Genomic DNA, 24,423 nt, shown 5'->3' with positions numbered 1-24,423 from the left:
CGGCGCCCCCGGCGGTCTAGCGTGGCCGCATGGCGGAGCGGCGGCGGGATCACTGGGCGGAGCGGCGGCGGGATCACTGGGCGGAGCGCGCGGGCGCCGGGCGGCTGCCCTGGCGGTCCTCGCTGCTCGTGGCCGTGTTCACCCAGGCTGCCACCGGGTGGGTCCACCACCTCCAGCCCGACCGGGAGCCGGTCGGCGCGCTCGGCCGGCTCCTGCTGCTCCTCGGGCCGGCCCTGCTGCTCCTGCGGCACCGGTACCCGGTGCCCGTCGTGTACGGCGTCTGCGCGGTCACGCTGGCCTACCTCGCCGGCGGATACCCGTACGGGCCCGTCTTCATCAGCGTCGCCCTGGCCTGTTTCGCCGCCGTCGTCGCCGGACACCGCTACGCCGCCTGGGGCGCGGTGGGGGCCCTGTGGGCCGGCCATCTGCTCATCGGGCACTGGCTGTACCCCTGGCTCCCGCCGCCCGGCGACGGCCCGGCGCCGTGGGGGACCGAGGGCGGCGTCACGGCCTGGGTGATCGCCGTACTCGCCGCGTCCGAGGCCGTCCGCGTACGCCGGGAGCAGTGGGCCCGCGACCGGGCCGAGCGGAAGGCCGCCGAACGCCGCCGGGTGGACGAGGAGCGGCTGCGGATCGCCCGGGAGCTGCACGACGTACTGGCCCACAGCATCTCCGTGATCAACGTGCAGGCGGGCGTGGGCCTCGCCCTGCTCGACACGGACCCCGAGCAGGCCCGTACGGCACTCACCACCATCAAGGCGGCCAGCAAGGAGGCGCTCGGCGAGGTCCGGCAGGTCCTGAACACCCTGCGCGCCCCCGGCGAGGCACCCCGCACGCCCGCCCCCGGACTCGGCCGGCTCCCCGAACTGGTCGACCAGGCGGCCTCGGCCGGGCTCACCGTCTCGGTGGAGGGGGAGGCCGCGGCCCGGGAGCTGACGCCGGGCACGGATCTCGCCGCGTTCCGGATCCTGCAGGAGGCGCTCACCAACGTGGTGCGCCACTCGGGCTCCCGGACCGCCAGGATCCGCATCACCCGGCCGCCCGGCGTGCTCGAACTGCGTGTGGACGACGACGGGCCCGCCACCGGCGGCGACGCCGGCGGCAGCGGCGCCGGCCTGATCGGGATGCGCGAGCGGGCCGCCGCGCAGGGCGGCACCATCGAGGCCGGCCCCCGGCCGGACGGCGGCTTCCGGGTACTGGCCCGGCTCCCGCTGGGAACGGAGGAGGACCCGTGATCCGCGTACTGCTCGCCGACGACCAGGCGCTGGTACGGGCCGGCTTCCGCGCGCTGCTCGACGCGCAGCCCGACATCGAGGTGGCGGGCGAGGCCGCCGACGGGGACGAAGCCGTCCGGCTGGCGCGCGAACTGCGCCCGGACATCGCCCTGATGGACATCCGGATGCCGGTGCTCGACGGCCTGGCCGCCACCCGCACGATCACCGGGGACCCGGGGCTGACCGCGGTGAAGGTGGTCATGCTGACCACCTTCGAGCTCGACGAGTACGTCTTCGAGGCGATCCGCTCCGGCGCGTCCGGCTTCCTGGTCAAGGACACGGAACCGGAGGAACTGCTGCGTGCCGTGCGGGCCGTGGTGGCGGGAGACGCGCTGCTCTCGCCCGGGGTCACGCGCCGGCTGATCGCGGAGTTCGCGGCCCGGTCGAAAGCGCCCGGGGCGGCGGAGCTGGAGCGGCTGACCGAGCGGGAGCGCGAGGTGATGGCCCTGGTGGGCCTCGGCCTGTCCAACGAGGAGATCGCCCGCCGGCTGGTGGTCAGCCCGCTGACCGCGAAGACGCACGTCAGCCGGACCATGATCAAGCTCGGCGCCCGGGACCGGGCCCAGCTGGTGGTGCTGGCGTACGAGTCGGGGCTGGTCAGGCCCGGCTGGCTGGGCTGACGCCACTTCCGCGGTGGGCTACTCCCGCGGTCGTACCCGGACTGCCGCCGGCCGTACGACGACCCGGGCACCCTCCCGGGGCGAGTCTCGGAAGTGACAAGGCAACCCCTTCCGAGGAGCTGAACCGAGATGAACACCCTGGCGTACGAGGGGCCCGGCCCGTGGATCCTGTTCGTCCCGCTGATCTGGGCGGCCGTCGTCTTCGGCGTCGTCACGGTCCTGCGCCGTACGGTGTGGCGCGGCGGCCGCGGCCCGCGCGGACCATGGGCCGCGACCCGCGACCCGCGGCTCGTACGGCGAGAACTCGCCGATCGCGATCCTGGGCCGCCGGTTCGCCACCGGCGAGATCGACGAGGACGAGTACTGGCGCCGGCTGTCGGTCCTCGACGAACAGTTCGGCCGCACCCGTCTCGACGGCAAGGACGGCCCCGTCTGACCGTGCCGTCCGGGAGCGTCAGCGCGACGGGGTGACGAGGTCCGCGCACCCGCGGACCTCCACTCCCGTCCCGCGCATCACAGGACCCGGCGCATGCAGATCCGCGGCCAGCGGTCCAGGCCGTGTTCCGCTTCGCGGTCGCGGATGGCCTTCAGGCCGGGGCTGAGCTCCCCGTCGGCGAGGCGCTCGAAACCGCAGCGGGCGTAGTACGGGGCGTTCCACGGGACGTCCTCGAACGTGGTGAGGGTCAGCGCCGGTATGAACTCGGCTGCCGCCCGGGCCGCCAGGTGTTCCAGCAGCGACCGGCCGATGCGGCGGCGCGCACCGTCCGGATGCACGGATACCTGCTCGACGTGGAAGTTGCCGTCGACGCGGTCGGCGATGAGGTAGGCCAGCGGAGCATCGGCCTCCGTGACCGCGGCCCAGGCCAGTCCGGCCCGCTGGTAGCGGGCGAGTTCGTCGAGCGGCAGCGGTTCGTCGTCGGCGATCTCCGGCATGCCGATGCCGCGGAAGCATTCCCCGGCCGCCCTCTCGATGGCCTGGAGGAGGGGCAGTTCATCGATGTGCACTGCTCGCATACGCATGGCGCCCATTGTCCCCGCCGGGCGTGCGGTGCCTCCGGCGGGGACCGGCCGTCCACAGGCTGAGACGTGCGTCTCGGCGTGTTTCGTTTCGGCCGGATCCCGGCGGGCATCCCGCCATTCCTTCCGTCGCCCGGCCGGGTGGCCCGTACGCCGGGTTACGGTCCCGCGATGTATTCGAACACGCAGACAGTCGAGGCCCCTTCGCCCAGCCGTCGCGGCCTGCTCCGCGCCGCCGTGGCGGGCTCGGCGGCCGTCGGGTCCGTCCTCACCCTCGGTTCCGCCTTCCCCGCCTCCGCCGCTCCGGCTCCCGCTCCTGCACCCGCCGCGCCGGAGACCGCCGGGCGGCCCGTCTCCCCGGAGGAGGCCCTGCGCCGGCTGACCGCCGGAAACCGGCGCTGGCGCACGTACCACCAGGAACACCCGCATGAGTCGCCGTCCGTACGGCTCCAACTCACCCGGGCCCAGCACCCCTTCGCGATCATCCTCGGCTGCGTCGACTCCCGCGTCCCGCCGGAGCTCGTCTTCGACCAGGGGCTCGGCGACCTCCTGACGGTGCGCTCCGCGGGCGAGGTGCTCGACGAAGCCGTCCTCGGCAGCGTCGCGTACGGGGTGCTGGAACTCGAGATACCGCTGGTGCTGGTCCTCGGCCACCAGTCCTGCGGGGCGGTCCGCGCCGCCGTCCACGCCGACGAGACCGGCGGGCAGCTGCCCGCGCACATCCAGTACCTGGCCGACCAGATCCGGCCCTCCATCGACCACGGCCAGCAGGGCGAGGCCCGTATCGCCGCCACCATCGACGCGCACGCCCGGCGCACCCGCGACCGGCTCGCCGCCGAATCCGACATCGCCCGCCGCATAACCACCGGCAAGCTGGCCGTCGTCGCCGCCCGCTACGACCTCGGCGACCAGAGAGTCCGCACCCTGGTGTAGACCAGGCTCCCCGGGGGCGCTGGAGCGCCGTCGTGCGCCCCTGGTGGAGACGGCCGGCCGGCCCCCACGCTGGAACCCGGTACACCCACCAGGACGGGGGTCATGGGCGATGTCGACGTCGATGGAGAACCAGGGGAAACCGGTCACCACGCACGACATGGTGGTGGTCCACCGGATGTTCCGGCGTGAGTTCCGGGAGGCGGCGGGCCGGGTGCGCGGGGTGCGCCACGGGAGCCGCGCTCAGGTCAGGCTGGTCGCCGACCGGGTGGCGCTGCTGCTGGACACCCTGCACCACCACCACGAGGGCGAGGACCGGCTGCTGTGGCCCAAGCTGGCCGAACGCGCGCCCGGGCACCGCGAGTTGTGGACGCGGATCCAGGGCCAGCACGCCGACCTGGCGGCCCACCTCGAACGGGCGGACGCCCTCCTCGGCCCATGGACGGCCGGCGGGGCGAGCGCACGGGGAGAGGAGCTGGCCGCCGTGCTCGAGCAGGTGTCACAGGCCGTCGAGGAGCACTTCGACCAGGAGGAACGCGAGGCGCTGCCGCTCGTCCCGGCAGTGGTGTCGCAGGCGGAGTGGGACGAGATCGGCGACGCGGCCATCGCCGCCCTGCCCAAGAGCAGGCTGCTCACCGTCCTCGGAATGATCCTCAAGGACGCGGACCCGGGGGAGCAGATCCTGATCATGGCGCACCTGCCGCTGCCTCCCCGGGTGGTCTGGCGCGCGGTCGGAGAGCGCAACTTCCGACGGCTGGAAGAGCGCCTGGCGGCGGCGGTGGGGCACGGTTAGGGGCGTCGTCAAAGTCCCGTCCGGCCGGCCCTCACGGGCGGACGACGCTGCTTCGACGACCCCCCTAGCGGTAGACGCGGAGGTCCGAGACCTCGTACGACATCTCGGAGACGGCCGGGTCGGGGGCCGGGTGGTAGCGGCCCGCGCTCACCGACAGGTTCACGATGATGTACGCCCGCCAGCGCCGGCCCACCCCGCTGTGATCGGCGTACGCGCGGGTGCCGTTGACCCACCACACGACCGAGGTCGCACCGAACTTGACCTTGAGGTCGACCCATGCGCCGGGCTGCACGGCGGCGTCGCGGAAGTAGTGCGATCCGCCGCCCCTGACGTGGTTGGAGAGTTCCAGCAGGTCCGGGTTGTCGGGGTGGTACTCGAAGACGTCGACCTCCTGGCCGCCGTCCCGCCAGGTCCAGATCGCGGGCCAGGCGCCGGCCGCCTCCGGCAGTCTGACCCGGGCTTCCAGCACGTCCTCCGCGCGCAGCAGGAACCCCTCGTCGCTGCCCTCGGTGGTCAGCAGGCCGGTGTCCCAGTTGCCGTCCGGGCGCCGGGTGGCGCGGAAGGTCCCGCTGCGGCTGTAGGTGGGATCGTCGGTCAGGTGATCGAGTTTGCTGTCGCCCGGATTGACCGGACCGCCGTCGGGATAGGCCCAGGACCGCCCGGCGACCCACCGGGACGTCGAGCCGAAGTCGGCCGAGAAGACGAGTGCGCCGGGGCGCCGGATTTTGGCGAGGATTTGCGAGATCACCCTGCAGCTCTGCCCGCGGCGCGCCGTCCGCATTCCGGTGATCTCCACCCGATCGGCCCGGAACGGGGCACTTCGGGGCATCGGCGGCGCCCGCGGCGCACGCCGGTCAGGAGTCGGACCGCTGGGTCCGCTCTGCGCGCTCCGCGTGCTTCTCCTTGATGCGGACCGCTTCCTTGCGGACCTCGGCCTGGGTGGCGCGCTCCTTCTGGAGCCACTCCGGGTTCTCCTGCTTCAGCGCGTCGATCTGCTCCGTGGTGAGGGCCTCGGTGACCCCACCGCGCGCGAGGCCGGCGATCGAGACGCCGAGCTTGGCCGCGACCACCGGCCGGGGGTGCGGGCCGGACCGTCGCAGATCCTGCAGCCACTGGGGCGGCTCGGCCTGCAGCGCGTTCAGCTCGCTGCGGGTCACGACCCCCTCCTGGAACTCAGCGGGGGTGGCTTCGAGGTACACACCCAGCTTCTTCGCCGCGGTGGCGGGCTTCATGGTCTGGGTGGTCTTGTGCGACGTCATGGGGTCAAGAGTATCGAGCGTGTGCGCTACTTCTGACCACGGCCGGTAACCTGGCCGGGTGACAGGCTCGGAAGCATCTCCCTCAGCATCTCCTTCGTTCCGGCTCGCGTACGTCCCCGGGGTGACGCCCGGCAAGTGGGTGCGGATCTGGAACGAGCGCCTGCCCGACGTCCCGCTGACCCTCCTCCAGGTGTCCGCCGCCGAAGCCCCCGACATGCTGCGGGGCAGGGACGCCGACGCCGGGTTCGTGCGGCTGCCGATCGACCGGACGGGCCTGGCCGCGATCCCCCTCTACACCGAGACCACGGTCGTCGTGGTCCCGAAGGACCACATCGTGGCCGCCGTGGAGGAGGTGTCCACGGAGGACCTCGCCGACGAGATCGTGCTGCACCCCCTCGACGACACGCTGGACTGGGAGAGCCTGCCCGGGCGGCCCGCGCTCGATCGCCCCGCCACGACGGCGGACGCGATCGAGCTGGTGGCGGCCGGGATCGGCGTCCTCGTGGTGCCGCAGTCCCTCGCGCGGCTGCACCACCGCAAGGACCTCACGTACCGGACGGTCACGGACGCCCCCGAGTCCCGGGTCGCGCTGTCGTTCCCGGACGGCGACCCCACCGACCTGGTCGAGGAGTTCATCGGGATCGTGCGCGGCCGGACCGTCAACAGCACGCGCGGCCGCGGCGCCCCGACCCCGCCGCAGCCGAAGCAGCGCAAGCGCCCCGAAGCGGCCGGCGCAGGGCGTAAGCCCACGGCCGGCAAGTCGGGCGGCAAGAACCCGCGCGGCGCCTCCGGCGGAGCGAAGGGCGGGGCCAAGGGCGGCAAGAGCAGCAAGGGCGGAAAGCCCCGCCGCACGGGTCGCTAGGCGCCGATCCTGACCAGCGCCAGCGTGATGTTGTCGGGGCCGCCGGCGTCGATGGCGGCCTTCCACAGCTCGAACGCGGCCTTGCCGTCGTCGTGCACCCGCAGCAGCTCGTCGAGCTCCTCGGGCGGCACCGGGTCCGTCAGCCCGTCCGAGCACACCAGGTAGCGGGCTCCGGCGGACAGCGGCTCCGTCGAGACGTGCGGCGTGATCGCGCTGCGCCGGCGGGCGCCACCGAGCGCCTGGGTCAGCAGGGAAGTGGTGCGCTGCCCCGGCTCCAGGGGCGGATTGTCGTCCACGCTCAGCTGCCGGAGCTCCTCCGCCGTGGCGTCGAACACCCTGCTGTCGCCGACGTTGAAGGAGATCAGCGAGTCCTCCAGTACGACGGCACCCGCGACCGTGGTGCCCATGGTCGCCAGCTGCGGATCGCTGTCGGCAGCCGCGTACACCGCCTGGTTGCACAGGACGAGCGCCTCGCGGACGGCTGCCTCGCTGTCCAAGGAGGGCCCGAGCATCGCGAGTTGGCGGGCGACCAACGCGCTCGCCACCTCGCCGGCAGGCTGTCCGCCGATCCCGTCGGCGACCGCGACGACGAGCGGCGAGCCCGTCGGGAACACCAGCGTCTGCGGATTGCGGGTCACACCGGCGCACAGCGTCCACGGCCCGACGACGAGGCTGTCCTCGTTGTGGTCCCGTACCAGCCCGGCATGGCTCAACGCGCTCACGGCTATGTACGTCATCGCACCCCCATTGTCGCGCCGCACACCCGAAGCCGCGCTCGGAGCCGCGCTCGGAGCCGGACCGCCGGAGCCGCCGCCCCCGGCGGCCACCGCTTCACTCCGGCTCCCGGCCGCCGCGCAGCGTCTGCCGCTGCACGAGCCGGCTGATGTCCTTCGCGGTGACGATCCCCACCAGCCGGCCCCCGTCCAGCACCAGGACCGGCAGCCCGGTCCCCGGGCGCAGCCCGTCCAGGGCCTCGCCCAGCAGGTCGTCCGGGGCGGCGACCGCGCACTGCGCCAGCGGGGTCGCGACGTCTCGTACGCGCAGCGCGTCCCGCTGCGCGTCCTGGATCCGGGCCAGCCCGCGCAGCTGCACCACCCCGCTGGGCCGGCCGTCGAAATCGAGCAGCGGCAGTGCGGAATGCCGGGATGCCACGGCCACCTCGTCGATGAACCGCCGCACGCTCAGCCAGTCGGCACCGGTCGCCACCGGGCTGGACATGGCATCGGCCACGCGCACGCCCCGCAGCCCCGTACGCAGCACGGCGTGCTGGCGCTCGGCGCCCGCGACGAACGTGACGAAGAGCCCGGTGAAGACCAGCCACAGCCCGCTCGACGACCCGCGCAGGAAGGAGATCCAGCCCACGGCCGCCATGAGCACGCCCAGGACCTGTCCGCTGCGCGAGGCCGCCCGCTCCGCCCGCTCCCGGTCGCCCGTACGCCACCACAGCAGCGCCTGCAGCACCCGTCCGCCGTCGAGCGGCGCGGCCGGCAGCAGGTTGAAGACGCCGAGGAACAGGTTCGTCCAGCCGAGCCACACCAGCACGGCTGCGGGCACCGCCCAGCCGAGCAGGGCATGCAGCCCGAACCCCGCGCCGAGTGCGGCGCCACCGAGCACAAGGCTCGCGAGCGGCCCGCTCACCGCCACCACGAAGGCCGCCGCGGCGGTCTGCGGCCGGCCCATTCTGGTCATCCCGCCCAGCGCCCACAGGGTGACGTCCTCGACGGAGATCTTCTTCCTGCGGGCGGTCGCGGCGTGCGCCGTCTCGTGCAGCAGCAGGCTGCCCATGAGCAGCAGGGCGCCCACGACACTGGCGACGGTGTACACGGCGTTCGAGCGCCCCGGAGTCCACACGGGAAGGGTCTGGCGGCCGAGCCCGTAGGCGAACAGCACCACCAGCAGGGGCACGCTCCAGTGCATGCGCAGCGGCACCCCGACAACACGTCCGATAGGGACCGAGCCGTTCATCTTCGTCTCCTGCCGGCCCGGCAGCGGGTCCACACACCCATTGTCACTCCGGGGGGCGGACCTGCGCCGGGTGCCGCCCCGGCCCGCGGACGCGGTCGGCAGGGGGCGGCACCCGGCGGGGCTCAGCCCTCCGTGGTGGCGGCCGGAGCGGCCAGGACCTCGTCGAGCTCCCACGCGTGCCGCTTGAACTCGCGCAGGAAGTCGGTGTGGTCCTCCCACTGGCGGGCGATCCCGCGCAGCACGTCCCAGTGGTGCTCCACCGACTGGTCGATGACCCGGCGCAGTGCCGGCTCGGCTTCCGCCCGCTTCTCGAGGAGCCCCTTGACCGCGGAGGCCTCCAGCACCGCGTTGCGCAGTGCGCGCAGGGCACGGGAGGTGTCGTCCATCGCGAAACCGCGCTCGCTGCCGGTGGTCTCGTCGAACAGCGGGGTGAGCCGCGCCTCGATGAATGCGGTGATCCGCTCGAAGTGCTGCACGTCCATCGGGACTCCATCTCCTGCCGCGCACGGTGCGGCCCGGCACATCGGGTGTTGCATCAGCTTCCAGGCGTTCTGGCCCCGCCTGCGTGGACGCAGAATATCCGTTGAAGATCGACCGCAGGATCCGCGCAGGGAGCTGCGTGCGGTCCCCGGAATTCCGGGAAGGAGATCCGCGCCATTCACCGTCGCTCCGCGTCTTCCCGGTGTTACCTTCCGTTCCGTCGGCGCGTGCGTCGCACTTTCGGTTGGGGGGCGGGGAAATGGTGAGCGCAACGGCGGAGCTCGGCCATGCGGAGGGGACCGACGCTTTTCTTCGGCACATGATCTGGCGGTACCCGGACCAGCGGCAGCCCGTGGTGGCGCTGCTCGGACCCCGGCAGTCGGGCAAGACCACGATGCTTCGCTCCCTGTCCCAGGGCTGCGGCTCCACGGTGGTCCACGCCCACCTCGACTTCCACGAGAACCCGCTCGACCCTGTGTCCGCCGCGGCCTTGGTGGCCTTCCAGATGATGCGCGGCTGGGACACGCTGCGCCGCAGCCCCGTCTTCCACCGGTTCGCCCTCGGCCTGCTGGCCCTCAACGAGAACCTCGAGGCGGACCGCTCCCGGGCCACGGACCAGATCAAAGGCCTGATCCAGCAGTACACGCGCAACACCCGCCGCGGCCGGTTCGCCAGCCGGCTCGAGGAGGCCGTGGACGCCACGATGGACGTCGTGGTCACCGGAGCGCTCAGCCCGCTCGTCCAGGGGCAGGCGCGCGAAGTCGTCACCGCCGCACGGGAACGGGCCCGTCCGGTGATCGGATCGCTGCTGCAGAGCACCGCCCGCTGGGGTCTGCGCGACGCGCTGCGCTGGCACGTCGGCATCCCGGAGGCCGAGGCCGCGGGCTCCCTCGACGCGCTGATCAGGCTGAGTTCCGCGTCCCGGTCGGCCGCGGTCGGGCCGCTGCTGGCCGCGTTCCTCGCCGACGCCAAGGACCAGGCGGAACGGCACCCGGCACTGCGCTCCTCGTGCTCCTGCGAGCTGCCGGAGGAGTACGCCGGCCGGGCCGCCCGGCACGACCACGCATGGGTCCTCTTCGTGGACGGCGCCCAGACCCCGGCCGGCCGCCGGTTCCTCGCCGCACTCATCGCGGCACGCATACGCAACGAGCAGAACGAGCCGGGCTCCGGGTCTGCCGCCGACCCCATAGTCGTCCTCGCCGCCTGCGACCAGTGGCAGCCGGAATGGACGACCCGCTGGTGCGAGCCCTGGCGCACCTCCCCGCTGCCGGACACCCCGCAGCGCCGTGTTCCCCTCCTCAGCCGGGCCACCCGTACGGGCTGGACCCGGCAGGACGAGGCCGGCGCCGGACCGGACCCCGCCGCGGCGGCCCACTACTGGTATCCCGTGTGGCTCGATCCGATGTCCGAGGAGCGGGTCTGGTACCTGACCGACGACGCCGCGCCGCTCGCTGCACCCGTTGCGGCGTCCGTCGTCCACGCCCTCACCGGCGGCCACTGGGGCGCCGCCATCGCCCTGCAGGAGCAGCGCGAGAGCGCACCGCCGGACGCGGAGGCCGGCGTACCGGAGAGACCCCTGCCCGCCGCGGTCGACGCGAGCGGAAGACCGCTGTGGTCGCGGGCCCTGGAGACCAGCCTCCCCGAAGGGCTCGCCGCCCCCGCGCCGGGATGGACCAACCCGCCGCCCGTCGTCCTGGCGGCCGCCTACCTCGCCGACATGCGCACCGCCGACGACCCCCGCGTACCGCCGGACATAGCCGACCTGCCCCGCAGCCTCGAGCTGTTACGCCGCCACCTGTGGGTCAGCACCTTCTTCCACCGCCCGTCCCGGATCCGGGAGGTCGGCTGGGGCGAGGCGGACAGACCCCCCGTACTGCATCCCTGGCTGAGCCGCTGCGCGCTCACCGCCCTCTCCGCCGCCACCCCGGCCGGCGCACCCGCCGCCGCAGCGGAAGGGGAGCGTCCCGCCGACCCGTGGCAGGACGTGTTCACCCGCCAGGCCCGGGCCCTGGCCTCCCTCGCCGCCACCCACAACGGCAGCTCGGGCTTCGCACGCGAGGAACAGCAGCTCTTCTACGACCTGGCCCTGGGCCAGTTCGACCCCGTGGCCGAGGCGCTGGCCGACCGGTTCGACCGGGACCACCGTGCGTGGGTGCGCCTGCTCGACTACCTGGCGTCGGCGCCGTGCCGCCTGGTCCACGAGCAGTCCGCCCAGGAGTCGTACGCATTCCTCCTCGCCGGGATCGAGCAGAGCGGCCGGGACGTCGTGGCGGTCGCCACGGCCAAGCTCCTGGCGCTGCTGTGGCTGTACAACGATCCGCTCACCGAGCGCAGCCGGCGCTGGGACGCCCAGATCGAAGAGGGCTTCGAACGGCTCTCGCACAACTCCCGTCTGCTCGACGTCAGCGCCCTCCAGCAGGCGGGCGCGCTGTTCGCCTGACCCTCCGCGCCACGCCCTCGGCGTGGCCGGGCGCACCGCAAGGAGTCCTCATGCCCGCAGGTGTACGCAACCCACGGCTCGGCAGGCTGCGCCGCCATCCCGTGCTCTCGCTGACGGCCGCCCTCCTGCTCCTGGCCGGTGCCGTGCTCGGCGGCACGTGGGGCTACGGCGTGCTGTTCCCGCCCGCGCTGTCGTGCGGTCCCGGAATGACCGCCGCCGGCACGCCGTTGGCGTGCGTCGGCGTGAACCTGGACAGCAGGCCCTTCACGAAGGGTGAACCCGCGCGCATGCGCAAGCTGGAGGACACGATCCGCGCCGCCAACGAGGCGGTGCAGGGGAACTCCACCAGCGTGGTACTGATGCTGAACCTCTCGCCGGTCGATGACGTGGACACGCTGACCTACGAATCGCTCTACCACAACATCGAGGGCGCCATGGCCGCGGTCTGGCGTGCCAACAACACGGCCGCGTACGGCAGTACGCCCGGCGTGAAGCTGTACCTGGCCAACATGGGCAGTCAGTACGGGTCCTGGCAGCAGGCGGTCGCCAGCGTCAAGAAGAACGCCGCGGCCGAGCACATCTCGGCGGTCGTCGGCCTGGGCCAGAGCACCGAGCAGACCCGCCAGGCAGCCGCGGCCATTTCCGCCCAGCTGCACATCCCCGTCATCGGATCCACGGTGACCGGCAACTCGATGAACCTGGACCCCGCGGACCCGGCCGGCAAGCGGACCATCCCCGACATGTTCCGGGTCTCACCCACCAACTCCGACTCCGTGATCGCGGCCAACCAGTACGTGTCCGGGCTGCGCCCGGCCGTGACCTCGCTCGCCGTGGTGGCGGACAGCGTCGCCGACGACGACTACACGGCCACGCTGGCGGCGGAGGCGAAGACCCGCTTCCAGGCGCCGGACCGTACGGTGACGGTGCTCCCGTACACCTCGCCCCGGAGCCTCCCGAGCGGCGCCGGCCGCCAGGACTACCTGATCCAGCAGTTCAACCTGATGCACGCCAACCTGTGCCAGGCCGCACCGTCCGTCGTGTACTTCGCCGGACGCGGCCGCGACCTCGGGGCGTTCGTGCAGAACTGGGTGCAGGGCGCGCCCTGCGGCATCCCGCAGCTGCGCATCCTGGTCGGGGACGACGCCTCGGCGGCCATCCGCGACGACGCGGTGCTCAAGGGCCTCGCCTCCGGCCGGGTCACGGTGACGTACACCGCCCTGGCCAGTCCGGACGAATGGGGGACCGAATGCCCCGGATCGGACGCCAAGCGCAACTACGACCAGTTCTGGTCGGCGTTCACCGGCCGGCCCGACCCGTGCACGAAGCAGCCCCTGGCCACCCTGTCCGGCGCGGCACCCCTGGCCTTCGACCCCGCGGACCTCGCCAGCGGCCAGGCGATGCTCTCGCACGACGCCGCCGTCGCCGCGATCAGCGCGGCCCGGCACGACGAGGCGGGCGTCAAGAACCCGGGGCTGGAGACCGGCATCCTCCACCAGTTCTACTGCGCGCAGATGCTCCCGGGGGCGAGCGGTTGGCTCTCGTTCGGCGCCGACGGCAACCCGGTCGGCAAGCCGGCCCCCATCGTCCAGCTCAACGCGGACGGGACGACGAGGACGGTCACCCTCACCTGGCCGAGCTCCGCCCCCAACCTGAGTCTGCCGCAGCGCGGAGGCACGGGGGCCCCGGGCTGCTGAAGCGAGGCCGGCGACCGCGGACCGGTCCACTGACAGGAGGTGTCAGCGGACCGGTCCTACTCTGCGGCGATGATCGTCGAACTCAGGCAGTACACCTTGCACCCCGGCGCCCGGGACACCCTGATCGCACTCTTCGAGCGGGAGTTCGTCACCGGGCAGGAAGCGGCGGGCATCACCGTCGGCGGACGTTTCCGGGACCTGGACGACCCGGACCGTTTCGTCTGGCTGCGCGCCTTCCCGGACATGGAGCGGCGGGACCGCTCGCTGCGCGCCTTCTACGAGGGCCCGCTCTGGCAGGAGCACCGCGCCCGGGCCAACGCGACCATGGCCGACTCGGACGACGTCCTCCTGCTGCGCGGTCCGGGATTCGCCGCCCCGGCCGGCGCCGGCCCGGTCGCGGTGACCATCTGCCACCCCGCAGCCCCGTCCTTCGAGGGCGACTTCGAGCGGAGCCTGCGCCCCCGGCTGACCGCCGCCGGCTCCCCTCCGACGGCGGTCCACCGCACGGAACACGCCCCGAACACCTTCCCCGCCCTGCCCGTGCGCACCGGCGAGGACGTCCTGCTCTGGTTCACAGCCGGGGAGGCGCCGCGCCTCCCGGACCTCTCCGCATACCTGACGCGTCCGCCGCAGCACCTGAGGCTCGCGCCGGTCGGCTGATCCTGGCCACCTGCTCAAGGGCAGAGCCGGGCCACCTGCTCCAATTCGTCCGCCAGCAGCGCCGGGTCGCGCGGGCCGATGTGCGGGGCTGCCAGGGAGCGGACGCGGAAGCGGTTGTGCGGAGTCGTCTCGTCGGCCTCCCGGATCATCAGGTCCTGGAGCGCCGGCGGGATCGTCCGGTCCTCGGTGAACCGGAGGAACGTGCGCGGGACCCGGCCCCACTGCTGCGGCAGGCCCCGGGAGTCGCAGACCCCGATCGCGGCCGACTCGTCGGGTTCGAGGATGTTGAGAAGGGTCCGGACCTCGGTGTCGGAGTAGTCGGCGGCCAGCGCCTCCTTGGCGATCTGGAAGAACGCCGGGTCGCCGGTCCGCCAGTTGACCCGGGTGACCCCCAGCTCCGGCGGCGTGGGGACGGCGGTCATCTTGGGTATGGAGCTCGTGGCCGCCTCCGGGGCGTTCATCAGCTCCGCCACCGAGGCCCGCTTCGTGGGGCAGAAAGCCGAGATGTACACGAGGTGCGAGATCAGCTCCGGCACCAGGTTGGCCACGGCGTTGAGGGTGACGCCGCCCAGGCTCTGGCCGGCCAGCACGACCGGGCCGTTGCGGCGGGCCCGCCGCACGACCGCGGCCACGTGTTCGGCGGAGTCGGCCAGCGTCCTCCCCGAGAGGGGGGAGGGCTCCGTACGCAGTCGCTCCAGGTCCTGCGGAGCCTGGTACGAGAGCGGGAAGTACGCGCCGGGACCGTGCCCGGGCAGATCGACCGCGACCGCGCGCTGGCCGCGCAGCCCCAGCTCGGTCAGTACGGGTGACCAGGCGTAGGCGTTGCTGCCCGCCCCGTGGACCAGGACGAAGGTGACCGCCGCGTCGCGTGATGCACTTAAGTTACTCATGAGTAGATCGTGGCGCGCCGGCCCCCGTCCCGCGTACGTCGCCTATCCACCAGGTGGCGGCCCGCGCGCCCCCTTCCGAGTGACGCCCCCGTACGTCGAGCCGGCCCGCGCACGCCCGTGGTCGAGGATCTCCAGCGGCCGTACCTGTTGCGGCCGCAGATCGCCGGGGGCCGGACGCTTGGGAGATCACGTGCACATCCTGCTCGCCGCCAGCGCGTTCAACAGTCTCACTCAGCGTGTCCACGCTGAACTGAGGGACCGCGGGCACAGTGTGGCGGTCGAGCTCGCCCTGCCCGGCGTCTCCCTCGCCGAGGCCGTCGAGCGCCACCGGCCGGACCTCGTGCTCGCGCCGATGCTCAAGACGGCCATCCCCCGCGAGGTGTGGTCCGCCCACACCTGCCTGATCGTCCACCCGGGACCCGTCGGCGACCGCGGACCCTCCTCGCTCGACTGGGCCGTCACCGAGGGCGCGACCCACTGGGGCGTCACCGTCCTGCAGGCCGCCGAGGAGATGGACGCGGGCGACATCTGGGCCACCGCGGACTGCCCGCTGCCGCCCGTCGGCAAGAGCGACGCGTACCGCGGCGAGATCGCCGACGCCGCCCTGTCCGCCGTGCTGACGGCCGTCGACCGCTTCGCCTCGGGTACCCACGTGCCGCAGCGGCAGGGACCGGGCCGCGCCCGGCCCTACCTGCGCCAGGAACGGCGCCGGATCGACTGGCACCACGACTCCACGGAGAGCGTCGTGCGCGCGCTGCGCGCCGCCGACTCCCAGCCCGGCGTACTCGACGAACTGCTCGGCGGCCAGTGGTTCCTGCACGGCGGACACCCCGAGGACCAGCTGCGGGGCCGTCCCGGCGAGCTGCTCGCCACCCGGGCGGGCGCCATCTGCCGGGCGACCGCCGACGCGGCGGTGTGGATCCCCGAGCTCCGCGCCCGGCGCACGGCGGGCGAGCCGGCCCCCGTCAAACTCCCCGCCACCCTGGCCCTCGGCGACCGGCTGCCGCCGCTCCCCGAGCTCCCCGCGCCGCCGTACGCCGAAGAGGGCCCGCGCACCTGGTCCGACATCGGCTACCGGGAGCAGGGCGGGGCCGGCTTCCTCACGTTCGGCTTCCCCGGCGGCGCGATGAGCACCTCGCAGTGCCGGCGCCTGCTCGCCGCCTACCGGGAGGCCTGCACCCGCCCCGTCTCCGTCCTCGTCCTCGGCGGCGGCCGTGACTTCTTCTCCAACGGCATCCACCTCGGCGTCATCGAGGCGGCTGCCGACCCCGCCGAGGAGTCCTGGGCCAACATCAACGCCATGGACGACCTGGTCGAGGCCGTCCTCACCACCACCGACCGGTTCGTCGTGGCCGCCCTCGGCGGCAACGCGGCGGCCGGCGGGGCCATGCTCGCGCTCGCCGCCGACGAGGTGTGGTGCCGTACCGGCGTGGTGCTGAACCCGCACTACCGGCTGATGGGCCTGCACGGATCCGAGTACTGGACCTACACGCTGCCCCGCCGGACCGGGACCGGCGTCGCCGACCGCCTCACCGCCGACGCCCTGCCCCTCAGCGCCGAAGCCGCCCGGCGGCTCGGGCTGGTCGACCGTACGATCGACTGCGGCCCGCAGGCCTTCGCGGACGAGACCGCCCGGCTCGCCGTCCGGATGGCGGACTCGCCCGCCATCCGGTCCCGGATCGCCGGCAAGAAGGCCCGCCGCGACGCCGATGAGGGCGTCCGGCCGCTCGCCGCCTACCGCGAGGCGGAACTCGCGCGGATGCGGGAGACCTTCTTCGACCCGCAGGCCCCGTACCACGCCCTGCGCCGTGCCTTCGTACGCAAGGAGCTCCCGGACCGCACCCCGGCCCACCTGGAGCGGACCGTGCCCGGACGGCGGACCGCGCCCCTGCCCTCCCGGCGGCCCGCAGTCACTGGACCGGCCGAACAAGACAGGGCACCCGGCCCGGCCGGCTGCTAGCAAGAAGGGTGAGGCCGGCGCGGAGCACCCGCCCGTCCGCCGTCCCCGTCCCCGCCCCACCCACCCTCCCCGCATCCCTCCCCAAGGAGCGATCCTCATGGATGCAGCAACGCCGAGCACGGCGGTAGAGGACCCCACGATCCACATCCTCTGGATCAACGCCGGACTGAGCTGTGACGGCGACTCGGTGTCCCTGACGGCAGCGATGCAGCCCAGCATCGAAGAGATCGTCATGGGCGTCCTGCCGGGCCTGCCCAAGATCGCCGTGCACTGGCCGCTGATCGACTTCGAATGCGGACCGGTCGGCGGCGCCGACACGTTCATCGAATGGTTCTTCAAGGGTGAGCGCGGGGAGATCGACCCCTTCGTGCTCGTCGTCGAAGGCTCGATCCCCAACGAGAAGATCAAGCCCGAGGGCTACTGGTGCGGCTTCGGCGACGACCCGGAGACCGGCCAGCCCATCACCACCAGCGAGTGGATCGACCGCCTCGCGCCCAAGGCCCTCGCCGTGGTCGCGATCGGCACCTGCGCCACGTACGGCGGCATCCACGCGATGGAGGGCAACCCCACCGGCGCCATGGGCGTGCCCGACTACCTCGGCTGGGACTGGACCTCCAAGGCCGGCATCCCGATCGTGTGCGTCCCGGGCTGCCCGATCCAGCCGGACAACTTCTCGGAGACCCTCACTTACCTGCTCTACCAGGCAGCAGGCTCCGCCCCGATGATCCCGCTGGACGACAAGCTGCGTCCGACCTGGCTGTTCGGCGCCACCGTGCACGAGGGCTGCGACCGGGCCGGCTACTACGAGCAGGGCCAGTTCGCCCAGACCTACGACTCGCCCAAGTGCCTGGTCAAACTCGGCTGCTGGGGCCCGGTCGTCAAGTGCAACGTCCCCAAGCGCGGCTGGATGAACGGCATCGGGGGCTGCCCCAACGTCGGCGGCATCTGCATCGCCTGCACCATGCCGGGCTTCCCCGACAAGTTCATGCCGTTCATGGACGAGCCTCCGGGCTCGAAGGTGTCCGCCACCGCCAGCGGGGTCTACGGCACCGTGATCCGCAAGCTCAGGTCGATCACCGAGCACACCGTGGACCAAGAGCCGAAGTGGCGCCACCCGGGGCGGCAGCTGACCACCGGCTACCGCAAGCCCTGGTGACCCGGCCGCCCGCAGCCCCGTGTCCGTACCGCGTCCGTCCCACCACCGCTCCGCTTCCAAGAACCTCCAGCTCCCGTCTCCAAGAAGGGTCACGGCAGACAAGATGACACCGAAGACGAAGGCGGCCGGTGACGGCAGCGGCCTGGTGGAGATGGCCTGGGATCCGATCACCCGGATCGTGGGCAGTCTCGGCATCCACACGAAGATCGACTTCAAGCAGAAGAAGGTCGCGGAGTGCTACAGCACCTCGTCGGTCTTCCGCGGCTACAGCGTCTTCATGCGCGGCAAGGACCCCCGCGACGCGCACTTCATCACCAGCCGCATCTGCGGCATCTGCGGCGACAACCACGCCACCTGTTCCGTCTACACGCAGAACATGGCGTACGGAGTGAAGCCGCCCCACCTCGCCGAGTGGATCATCAACCTGGGCGAGTCGGCGGAGTACATGTTCGACCACAACATCTTCCAGGAGAACCTGGTCGGGGTCGACTACTGCGAGAAGATGGTCCGCGAGACCAACCCGGGCGTCCTCGAACTCGCCGAACGCACCGAGGCCCCGCACGCCGGCGACCACGGCTACCGCACCATCGCCGACATCATGCGCTCGCTCAACCCCATCGAGGGCGAGTTCTACCGCGAGGCCCTCCAGGTCAGCCGCTACACGCGCGAGATGTTCTGCCTGATGGAGGGCCGCCACGTGCACCCCTCCACCCTGTACCCGGGCGGCGTCGGCACCATCGCCTCCGTCCAGCTCTTCACCGACTACATGAGCCGCCTCATGCGGTACGTGGAGTTCATGAAGCGGGTCGTCCCGCTCCACGACGACCTCTTCGACTTCTTCTACGAGGCCCTGCCCGGGTACGAGGAGGTCGGCCGCCGGCGCGTCCTGCTGGGCTGCTGGGGCGCGCTCAACGACCCCGAGTACTGCGACTTCACGTACGCCAACATGACCGACTGGGGACGGAAGATGTTCGTCACCCCCGGTGTGGTCGTGGACGGCAAACTCGTCACCAACGACCTCACCGAGATCAACCTCGGCATCCGCATCCTGCTGGGCAGCTCGTACTACGACGACTGGGCGGGCCAGGAGAAGTTCGTCACGCACGACCCGCTGGGCAACCCCGTCGACGCCCGCCACCCGTGGAACCAGCACACCATCCCCGCCCCGCAGAAGCGCAACTTCGACGACAAGTACAGCTGGGTGATGTCCCCGCGCTGGTTCGACGGCAAGGACCACCTCGCCCTCGACACCGGCGGCGGCCCGATCGCCCGCCTGTGGTCCACCGCCCTCTCCGGGCTCGTCGACATCGGCTACGTCAAGGCCACCGGCAACAGCGTGGTCATCAACCTGCCGCGCACGATGACCAAGCCCGAGACGCGCTTCGAGTGGAAGATCCCGAAGTGGAGCAACGCGCTGGAGCGCAACCGCGCCCGCACGTACTTCCAGGCGTACGCGGCCGCGGTCGCACTGCACTGCGCCGAGCAGGGGCTCAAGGAGGTGCGCGCCGGACGCACCCAGACCTGGGAGAAGTTCGAGGTCCCGGACGAGTCCATCGGAGTCGGATTCACCGAGGCCGTCCGCGGCGTGCTCTCGCACCACATGGTGATCCGCGACGGCAAGATCGCCAACTACCACCCGTACCCGCCGACCCCGTGGAACGCCAGCACCCGCGACACCTTCGGCACCCCCGGACCGTACGAGGACGCCGTCCAGAACACCCCGATCTTCGAGGAGAACTCCCCGGAGAACTTCAAGGGCATCGACATCATGCGCGCCGTGCGCAGCTTCGACCCATGCCTCCCCTGCGGCGTCCACATGTACGTCGGCAGCGGCAAGACGGTGAAGCAGATGCACGTGCCCACCGGCCTGAGCGGACTGGGCGGATGAGCGTGGCTGCGACCGACGCCCGCGAGGCGGGCCGGCGGGTGGACGAGGTCCTCGACCGGCTGGCCGCCGGCGGCGACCGCGAGGCCTGCGCCGCCGCCGAGGAACTGGTGCGCGTGCTCATGGACTTCTACGGGGCCGGGCTCGCCCGGATCGTGGAGCGGCTCGGCGTGGAGCGCCTCGGCGGGCTGCTGGACGACGAGCTCGTCGCGAGCCTGCTGGCCCTGCACGACCTGCACCCCGAGGACGTCCACACCCGGATCGCCCGCGCCCTGGACTCCGTACGGGATTCCGTATCGCTGGCCGGCTTCGACGAGGCCACGGGCGTCCTGCGCCTGCGGTCCGCGCCGGGCGGCGGCTGCGGCTGCGGGTCCGCCGGCGACGCGGTGCCGCGGGGCGTCGAGGACGCCCTGGCCTGCTTCGCACCCGAGGTGACCGCGGTGGAACTGGAACCGGCCGGGGCACCGCTGCCCCTGCTCCAGATCGGCACCCGCCCGCAGGCCCCGGCACGGGCCCGGTGAGCGCGCGGCACCCCTGGGCACCGGTGGAGCCGCGCACGGGCTCCGCCGGTCCGGCCGGGCTGAGCGGCCCGCGCGGCCTGCGCCGGTTCACCGGGCCCCGGCCGCCCCGGCCCGAGCGCTGCGAACTGTGCGGGCTGGCCGTGCCCGAGGACGGCCACCGCCACCTGGTGGAGACCGAGAAGCGGGCGCTGGTCTGCGCCTGCACCGCGTGCGCCCTCCTGTTCGACCGGCCCGGCGCCGCCACCGGGCGCTTCCGCGCCGTCCCCGACCGCTACCTCACCGACCCGGAGCACCGGCTCGAAGAGGGCGCCTGGGAGCAGCTGCAGATCCCGGTCGGCGTCGCCTTCTTCTTCCGCAACGCCGCCCTCGACCGGCTGGTCGCGCTCTACCCGAGCCCGGCCGGAGCCACCGAGAGCGAACTCGACCCGGCCACCTGGCAGCACGTACTCGGCGGCGGGACACTCGCCGCGCTGCTCGAACCCGACGTGGAGGCGCTGCTGCTGCGCCGGGCCGAGGGACGCACCGAGTGCTACCTCGTGCCCATCGACATCTGCTACGAGCTGGTGGGGCGCATGCGGCTGCTGTGGCAGGGCTTCGACGGCGGGGCCGAGGCCCGCGCCGCGCTCAACGCCTTTTTCGCGCAGGTGGAGCGCCGGGCCAAGGTCCCCGCCGCGGCGGGGGAGGGGCGGGCATGACCGACTTCACCTTCGCCTGCACCGGGGTGCGCGCCGACCCGTACGCGGCCGGCCCCACCCTCGTGTTCCGGCTGCGCATCACCACCGCCGCCGACGAGCGCGTCCACGCCCTCGCGCTGCGCTGCCAGATCCGCATCGAGCCGGCCCGGCGCAGCTACGGCACCGGCGAGGCCGCAGCCCTCCACGACCTGTTCGGCGAGCGGGCCCGCTGGGGAACCACCCTGCAGCCCCTCCAGTTCGCGCAGGTCGCGGTGATGGTCCCCAGCTTCACCGGGGAGACCGAGACCGACGTCGTCGTACCGTGCACGTACGACATGGACATCGCCGCCGGCCGCTACCTCAGCGCCCTGGAGGACGGTGAGGCACCCCTGCTGATGCTGTTCTCCGGCACGGCCTTCACCGGCGCAGGGGGCTTCCGGGTGGAGCCCGTCCCCTGGGACCGCGAAGCCCCGTTCCGGATGCCCGCAGAGGTGTGGCGGGAGATGGTCGAGCAGCACTTCCCGGGCTGCGGCTGGCTGCGGTTGCCCCGCGACACCATGGCCGACCTGCTCGCCTACCGCTCCCGGCACGCACTCGCCTCCTGGGAGGCGACCGTACGGTCCCTGCTCGACGCGGCCGTGGCGGCAGAACCACCGCCCCCGGACCCCGCCTGGGCCGGCGCCGTACTGCCGCGGGCCGCCGAGAGGACGGCCCCATGACCACGACGGCCCTGCCCGAACCCCGGTTCGCCGTAGCCCGCCAAGTGGCCGACGCCGTCCTCTTCGAGGGCTACGTGCTCTACCCGTACCGGGCCTCGGCGGCGAAGAACCGGCTGCGCTGGCAGTTCGGCGTACTGGTCCCGCCCGCGTGGGGGCCCGCGCACGACGAGCACTCCTTCCAGCGCACCGAGCTGGTGATGGAACCGCGCGGTGCGGCGACCCTCGCCGTCGAGCTGCGCTTCCTGCACGCGCAGCGGCGTACGGTCGAAGAGGCCCGCCCGGACGGCTCGTTCGCGGCCGTGCCCGAACTGCACCTGCCCGACCGGGTCCTGGTCCCCTGGGACGAGGGAACAGAGGAACGGGTCGAGATGACGGTCCCCGTCGCCGAGTTGGAGGAGGCCGAGGTCTCCCTGCCCTTCGTCCGGCCGGCCCGCGAGGAGACCGAACCCGTCCTCGGCGCCGACGGCGGGGTGGTGGGCCGGCTGGTCCGGCGCACCGAGCGGGCCGACGGCGTGCTACGGCTGCGCGCCGAGCAACTGGCCGGTCCGTACCGGGCGTTCAAGCTCACGGTGGTGGTCGAGAACACGAGCGACTGGACACCGGGCGCTGAAGGCGCCGACGGGGCCGACGCCGCCGACCGCGACGCCGCCCTGCCGCGCTCACTCGTCGCGGCCCACCTCCTGCTGGGCCTCAGCGCCGGATCCTTCCTCTCGATGACCGACCCGCCCGAGTGGGCCAAGCCCGCCGTCGCGACCTGCGCCAACCTGCACACCTGGCCCGTGCTCGCCGGGGAACCGGGCAGCGCCGACGTGGTCCTCTCCTCGCCGATCATCCTCGAGGACCATCCCGGCATCGCCCCCGAGAGCATCGGGGCCATGTACGACGCCACCGAGATCGACGAGATCCTCGCCCTGCGCACGGCGGCCCTGACCGACCAGGAGAAGCGGGAGGCCCGCGGGACCGACGCCCGGGCGGCCGCCGTGATCGACCTGGCCGAGACCATGCCCCCGGAGGTGCTGGAACGCCTGCACGGAGCCGTCCGGGCGCTGCGGGAGATCACCGACCCCGGTGCGCCCGCCCCCGGATCGTTCCCCGAACTCTTCGACGAGGACGCCGTGTTCAGGCCGGACACCCCCTGGTGGGACCCGGCGCACGCCGACCCCGCCGACCCGGCACGCGACCGGATCCTGATCGACGGCACCTCGGTGGGCCCCGGCAGCAGGGTCCTGCTGCGCCCGGGCCTGCGGCGCACCGACGCCCAGGACCTGTTCCTCCAGGGCGCCGCCGCCCAGGTCGAGGCCGTCCTCCACGACGTCGACGGCGGAGTGCACCTCGCCGTCACCGTCGAAGGGGATCCAGGCGCCGACATCCGCCGCGAACAGGGCCGGTTCCTGTACTTCCAGCCCGACGAGGTCGCCCCCCTGGAGGACGCGTGAGCGGCCGCATCCTGATCGCCGGCATCGGCAACGTCTTCCTCGGCGACGACGGCTTCGGCGTCGAGACCGTCCGGAGGCTGGCCGAGCCCGGGTGCGGGCTGCCGGAGCACGTCGAGGTGGTGGACATCGGCGTACGCGGGGTCCACCTCGCCTACCAACTCCTCGACGGCTACGACACGCTCGTCCTGGTGGACGCCACCGCGCGCGGCGGAGCCCCCGGCACCCTGTACCTGATCGAGGCCGCCGAAGCCGGCTCCATCGCCCCGCAGGGCCCCGTACTCGACGGGCACCAGATGTCGCCCGACGCGGTGCTGGCCCTGCTGGACACACTGTGCGCCGGAACCGGCGGGACACCGCCCCGGCGGATCTGGGTCGTCGGCTGCGAACCCGGCTGCCTGGACGAGGGCATCGGGCTGAGCGCCCCGGTGGCCGCAGCCGTCCCGGAGGCCGTACGGATGGTCCTGGACCTGGTCCGCCGACCGGACCAGGAGCTGCTCGACGAAGAGCGCAACGCCACCGCCAACTGAGGAGAACCCCATGAAGAAGGCCACCATCATCGGCGGCGCGGCCGCCGCCGCCCTCGCCGCAGCACTGTGCGTGGTGCTCCCCGACGTCCAGCGCTACCTGAAGATCCGCCGCATGTGACCCGTGACTGCAGACCCCTCATGTGCGACCGCCCCGGCGCCCGAATGGCGTACGGGGCGTCGGCGCGTCGGCGTGCCCGACCGCCCCGTACGGTGCCGGCCGGTCTAATGAGGCCCGGCAGGACGGAGTCCCATGCACGAGATGTCGATCGCCATGGCCGTGGTGGCCCAGGTGGAGGAAGCCGCCGAGGCCGGCGGCGCCGGCGCCGTCACCTCGGTCCGGCTCCAGGTCGGTGAGCTGGCCGGGGTGGTGCCCGACGCCCTCGCCTTCTGCTTCGAACTGGCCTGCGCCGGAACGCTCCTGGAAGGCGCCGAGCTCGTGACGGAGCCCGTTCCGGCCCGCGCGCACTGCCGCTCCTGCACGGGCGACTGGGCGGTCGGCATGCCGCCCCGGCTGGTCTGCCCCGGCTGCGGGCAGGCCACGGAGGTCCAACTCCTCGCCGGACGCGAGCTGCAGATCCTCAGCGTGCACTGGGAGGACGGCCCCGCCTGCGACCGGCCCCCCGCCCCCACCCGCGAACCGATCTCCGAGGAGCGCTGAACC

General features: G+C 73.0%; 25 protein-coding genes and 1 pseudogene. 19 read left to right on the top strand and 7 right to left on the bottom strand.

Translation table 11 applies throughout. The features are described from left to right. Positions 1 to 29 precede the first annotated feature (29 nt). The 3 genes and pseudogenes from IF09_RS0109015 (at position 30) to IF09_RS46860 (ending at position 2,330) form a co-directional block, all read left to right on the top strand. Positions 30 to 1,235, top strand: coding sequence for a sensor histidine kinase (locus tag IF09_RS0109015; protein WP_051832253.1), 1,206 nt, complete (start codon positions 30 to 32; stop codon positions 1,233 to 1,235). Continuing rightward, on the top strand, positions 1,232 to 1,894 hold the full coding sequence (locus IF09_RS0109010) for a response regulator transcription factor (protein WP_030293754.1): 663 nt from the start codon (positions 1,232 to 1,234) through the stop codon (positions 1,892 to 1,894). The genes IF09_RS0109015 and IF09_RS0109010 overlap by 4 nt, the downstream gene beginning before the upstream one ends. Before the next feature lie 129 nt (positions 1,895 to 2,023). Continuing rightward, a pseudogene (locus IF09_RS46860) lies at positions 2,024 to 2,330 on the top strand (SHOCT domain-containing protein). A gap of 77 nt (positions 2,331 to 2,407) precedes the next feature. Here IF09_RS46860 and IF09_RS0109005 read toward each other — a convergent pair. After that, positions 2,408 to 2,914 carry a GNAT family N-acetyltransferase gene (locus IF09_RS0109005; protein ID WP_030293752.1) on the bottom strand — a complete coding sequence of 169 codons (507 nt, stop codon included), beginning with the start codon at positions 2,912 to 2,914 and terminating at the stop codon, positions 2,408 to 2,410. 168 nt (positions 2,915 to 3,082) lie between these two features. Between IF09_RS0109005 and IF09_RS0109000 the strand changes: the two genes are divergently transcribed. Together IF09_RS0109000 and IF09_RS0108995 are read left to right on the top strand one after the other, a co-directional pair. Then, entirely contained in the window at positions 3,083 to 3,844 is a 762-nt protein-coding gene (locus IF09_RS0109000; RefSeq protein WP_037634338.1) for a carbonic anhydrase, read from the top strand. Between the two features lie 109 nt (positions 3,845 to 3,953). Further along, the gene (locus IF09_RS0108995; protein WP_051832251.1) at positions 3,954 to 4,634 is read left to right on the top strand and encodes a hemerythrin domain-containing protein; all 681 of its coding nucleotides are present in this window, start codon (positions 3,954 to 3,956) and stop codon (positions 4,632 to 4,634) included. 64 nt (positions 4,635 to 4,698) lie between these two features. Here IF09_RS0108995 and IF09_RS0108990 read toward each other — a convergent pair whose 3' ends face one another. Next, entirely contained in the window at positions 4,699 to 5,382 is a 684-nt protein-coding gene (locus tag IF09_RS0108990) for a family 16 glycosylhydrolase (protein ID WP_051832276.1), read from the bottom strand. Between the two features lie 106 nt (positions 5,383 to 5,488). Further along, positions 5,489 to 5,893, bottom strand: a complete 405-nt coding sequence (locus tag IF09_RS0108985) for a DUF5997 family protein (protein ID WP_030293748.1) — start codon at positions 5,891 to 5,893, stop codon at positions 5,489 to 5,491. A 58-nt stretch (positions 5,894 to 5,951) separates the two neighbouring features. Here IF09_RS0108985 and IF09_RS0108980 point away from each other — a divergent pair, with 58 nt between their 5' ends. Continuing rightward, the gene (locus IF09_RS0108980) at positions 5,952 to 6,755 is read left to right on the top strand and encodes a LysR family substrate-binding domain-containing protein (protein WP_030293747.1); all 804 of its coding nucleotides are present in this window, start codon (positions 5,952 to 5,954) and stop codon (positions 6,753 to 6,755) included. Here the strand turns inward: IF09_RS0108980 and IF09_RS0108975 are convergent. From IF09_RS0108975 to IF09_RS0108965, 3 genes are all read right to left on the bottom strand, one after another. Then, positions 6,752 to 7,492 carry a PP2C family protein-serine/threonine phosphatase gene (locus IF09_RS0108975; protein ID WP_030293745.1) on the bottom strand — a complete coding sequence of 247 codons (741 nt, stop codon included), beginning with the start codon at positions 7,490 to 7,492 and terminating at the stop codon, positions 6,752 to 6,754. The genes IF09_RS0108980 and IF09_RS0108975 overlap by 4 nt on opposite strands. A 94-nt stretch (positions 7,493 to 7,586) precedes the next feature. After that, on the bottom strand, positions 7,587 to 8,720 hold the full coding sequence (locus tag IF09_RS0108970; protein WP_030293744.1) for a site-2 protease family protein: 1,134 nt from the start codon (positions 8,718 to 8,720) through the stop codon (positions 7,587 to 7,589). A gap of 122 nt (positions 8,721 to 8,842) precedes the next feature. Further along, positions 8,843 to 9,202, bottom strand: coding sequence for a hypothetical protein (locus tag IF09_RS0108965; RefSeq protein WP_030293742.1), 360 nt, complete (start codon positions 9,200 to 9,202; stop codon positions 8,843 to 8,845). Between the two features lie 317 nt (positions 9,203 to 9,519). On the opposite strand from IF09_RS0108965, the gene IF09_RS0108960 reads away from it, so the two are divergent. From IF09_RS0108960 to IF09_RS0108950, 3 genes are all read left to right on the top strand, one after another. Then, complete coding sequence (locus IF09_RS0108960; RefSeq protein WP_030293738.1) at positions 9,520 to 11,640, top strand: hypothetical protein; 2,121 nt, start codon at positions 9,520 to 9,522, stop codon at positions 11,638 to 11,640. Between the two features lie 50 nt (positions 11,641 to 11,690). Further along, positions 11,691 to 13,334 carry an ABC transporter substrate-binding protein gene (locus IF09_RS44490; protein ID WP_030293736.1) on the top strand — a complete coding sequence of 548 codons (1,644 nt, stop codon included), beginning with the start codon at positions 11,691 to 11,693 and terminating at the stop codon, positions 13,332 to 13,334. Between the two features lie 69 nt (positions 13,335 to 13,403). Beyond that, the gene (locus IF09_RS0108950; RefSeq protein ID WP_030293734.1) at positions 13,404 to 13,994 is read left to right on the top strand and encodes an NIPSNAP family protein; all 591 of its coding nucleotides are present in this window, start codon (positions 13,404 to 13,406) and stop codon (positions 13,992 to 13,994) included. A gap of 14 nt (positions 13,995 to 14,008) precedes the next feature. Here the strand turns inward: IF09_RS0108950 and IF09_RS0108945 are convergent, their stop codons facing one another. Next, positions 14,009 to 14,884, bottom strand: coding sequence for an alpha/beta fold hydrolase (locus tag IF09_RS0108945; protein ID WP_030293731.1), 876 nt, complete (start codon positions 14,882 to 14,884; stop codon positions 14,009 to 14,011). A 190-nt stretch (positions 14,885 to 15,074) separates the two neighbouring features. On the opposite strand from IF09_RS0108945, the gene IF09_RS0108940 reads away from it, so the two are divergent. The 10 genes from IF09_RS0108940 to hypA all read left to right on the top strand — a co-directional run bounded on the left by IF09_RS0108940 (position 15,075) and on the right by hypA (position 24,420). Next, positions 15,075 to 16,844, top strand: coding sequence for an enoyl-CoA hydratase-related protein (locus tag IF09_RS0108940; protein WP_051832250.1), 1,770 nt, complete (start codon positions 15,075 to 15,077; stop codon positions 16,842 to 16,844). A 97-nt stretch (positions 16,845 to 16,941) separates the two neighbouring features. Beyond that, on the top strand, positions 16,942 to 18,000 hold the full coding sequence (locus IF09_RS0108935) for a hydrogenase expression protein HypE (RefSeq protein ID WP_030293727.1): 1,059 nt from the start codon (positions 16,942 to 16,944) through the stop codon (positions 17,998 to 18,000). A 103-nt stretch (positions 18,001 to 18,103) separates the two neighbouring features. Continuing rightward, entirely contained in the window at positions 18,104 to 19,888 is a 1,785-nt protein-coding gene (locus IF09_RS0108930; RefSeq protein ID WP_030293725.1) for a nickel-dependent hydrogenase large subunit, read from the top strand. Continuing rightward, entirely contained in the window at positions 19,885 to 20,406 is a 522-nt protein-coding gene (locus IF09_RS0108925; RefSeq protein ID WP_030293723.1) for a hypothetical protein, read from the top strand. Before IF09_RS0108930 ends, IF09_RS0108925 begins: the two co-directional genes overlap by 4 nt. Positions 20,407 to 20,429: 23 nt before the next feature. Then, positions 20,430 to 21,101, top strand: a complete 672-nt coding sequence (locus tag IF09_RS0108920) for a DUF5947 family protein (protein WP_051832248.1) — start codon at positions 20,430 to 20,432, stop codon at positions 21,099 to 21,101. After that, positions 21,098 to 21,799, top strand: coding sequence for a DUF6084 family protein (locus IF09_RS0108915; RefSeq protein ID WP_030293719.1), 702 nt, complete (start codon positions 21,098 to 21,100; stop codon positions 21,797 to 21,799). Before IF09_RS0108920 ends, IF09_RS0108915 begins: the two co-directional genes overlap by 4 nt. Beyond that, a complete protein-coding gene (locus IF09_RS0108910; protein WP_030293716.1) occupies positions 21,796 to 23,235 on the top strand; it encodes a hypothetical protein in 1,440 nt (479 codons plus the stop codon). The genes IF09_RS0108915 and IF09_RS0108910 overlap by 4 nt, the downstream gene beginning before the upstream one ends. After that, positions 23,232 to 23,762 (top strand): hydrogenase maturation protease, encoded by a 531-nt coding sequence (locus tag IF09_RS0108905; RefSeq protein WP_030293714.1) that lies wholly within the window; start codon positions 23,232 to 23,234, stop codon positions 23,760 to 23,762. Before IF09_RS0108910 ends, IF09_RS0108905 begins: the two co-directional genes overlap by 4 nt. Positions 23,763 to 23,772: 10 nt before the next feature. Next, positions 23,773 to 23,880 (top strand): DUF6893 family small protein, encoded by a 108-nt coding sequence (locus IF09_RS48440; protein WP_418953027.1) that lies wholly within the window; start codon positions 23,773 to 23,775, stop codon positions 23,878 to 23,880. Positions 23,881 to 24,012: 132 nt separating this feature from the next. Further along, a complete protein-coding gene (hypA, locus tag IF09_RS0108895) occupies positions 24,013 to 24,420 on the top strand; it encodes a hydrogenase maturation nickel metallochaperone HypA (RefSeq protein ID WP_030293713.1) in 408 nt (135 codons plus the stop codon). Positions 24,421 to 24,423: the final 3 nt, after the last annotated feature.

Origin of the sequence: Streptomyces katrae (assembly GCF_000717655.1) — a bacterium.
In the GTDB taxonomy this organism is placed as follows: Bacteria; Actinomycetota; Actinomycetes; order Streptomycetales; family Streptomycetaceae; genus Streptomyces; species Streptomyces katrae_B.
This window is presented reverse-complemented; position numbering and strand designations above follow the sequence as displayed.

Bases quoted from the DNA above. Each gene is read 5' to 3' on its own strand.
- IF09_RS0109015 (WP_051832253.1), top strand. From the start codon at position 30: ATGGCGGAGCGGCGGCGGGATCACTGGGCGGAGCGGCGGCGGGATCAC.
- IF09_RS0109005 (WP_030293752.1), bottom strand. From the start codon at position 2,914: ATGCGTATGCGAGCAGTGCACATCGATGAACTGCCCCTCCTCCAGGCC.
- IF09_RS0109000 (WP_037634338.1), top strand. From the start codon at position 3,083: ATGTATTCGAACACGCAGACAGTCGAGGCCCCTTCGCCCAGCCGTCGC.
- IF09_RS0108995 (WP_051832251.1), top strand. From the start codon at position 3,954: ATGTCGACGTCGATGGAGAACCAGGGGAAACCGGTCACCACGCACGAC.
- IF09_RS0108985 (WP_030293748.1), bottom strand. From the start codon at position 5,893: ATGACGTCGCACAAGACCACCCAGACCATGAAGCCCGCCACCGCGGCG.
- IF09_RS0108975 (WP_030293745.1), bottom strand. From the start codon at position 7,492: ATGACGTACATAGCCGTGAGCGCGTTGAGCCATGCCGGGCTGGTACGG.
- IF09_RS0108970 (WP_030293744.1), bottom strand. From the start codon at position 8,720: ATGAACGGCTCGGTCCCTATCGGACGTGTTGTCGGGGTGCCGCTGCGC.
- IF09_RS0108965 (WP_030293742.1), bottom strand. From the start codon at position 9,202: ATGGACGTGCAGCACTTCGAGCGGATCACCGCATTCATCGAGGCGCGG.
- IF09_RS0108960 (WP_030293738.1), top strand. From the start codon at position 9,520: ATGATCTGGCGGTACCCGGACCAGCGGCAGCCCGTGGTGGCGCTGCTC.
- IF09_RS44490 (WP_030293736.1), top strand. From the start codon at position 11,691: ATGCCCGCAGGTGTACGCAACCCACGGCTCGGCAGGCTGCGCCGCCAT.
- IF09_RS0108950 (WP_030293734.1), top strand. From the start codon at position 13,404: ATGATCGTCGAACTCAGGCAGTACACCTTGCACCCCGGCGCCCGGGAC.
- IF09_RS0108945 (WP_030293731.1), bottom strand. From the start codon at position 14,884: ATGAGTAACTTAAGTGCATCACGCGACGCGGCGGTCACCTTCGTCCTG.
- IF09_RS0108935 (WP_030293727.1), top strand. From the start codon at position 16,942: ATGGATGCAGCAACGCCGAGCACGGCGGTAGAGGACCCCACGATCCAC.
- IF09_RS0108930 (WP_030293725.1), top strand. From the start codon at position 18,104: ATGACACCGAAGACGAAGGCGGCCGGTGACGGCAGCGGCCTGGTGGAG.
- IF09_RS0108925 (WP_030293723.1), top strand. From the start codon at position 19,885: ATGAGCGTGGCTGCGACCGACGCCCGCGAGGCGGGCCGGCGGGTGGAC.
- IF09_RS0108915 (WP_030293719.1), top strand. From the start codon at position 21,098: ATGACCGACTTCACCTTCGCCTGCACCGGGGTGCGCGCCGACCCGTAC.
- IF09_RS0108910 (WP_030293716.1), top strand. From the start codon at position 21,796: ATGACCACGACGGCCCTGCCCGAACCCCGGTTCGCCGTAGCCCGCCAA.
- IF09_RS48440 (WP_418953027.1), top strand. From the start codon at position 23,773: ATGAAGAAGGCCACCATCATCGGCGGCGCGGCCGCCGCCGCCCTCGCC.
- hypA (WP_030293713.1), top strand. From the start codon at position 24,013: ATGCACGAGATGTCGATCGCCATGGCCGTGGTGGCCCAGGTGGAGGAA.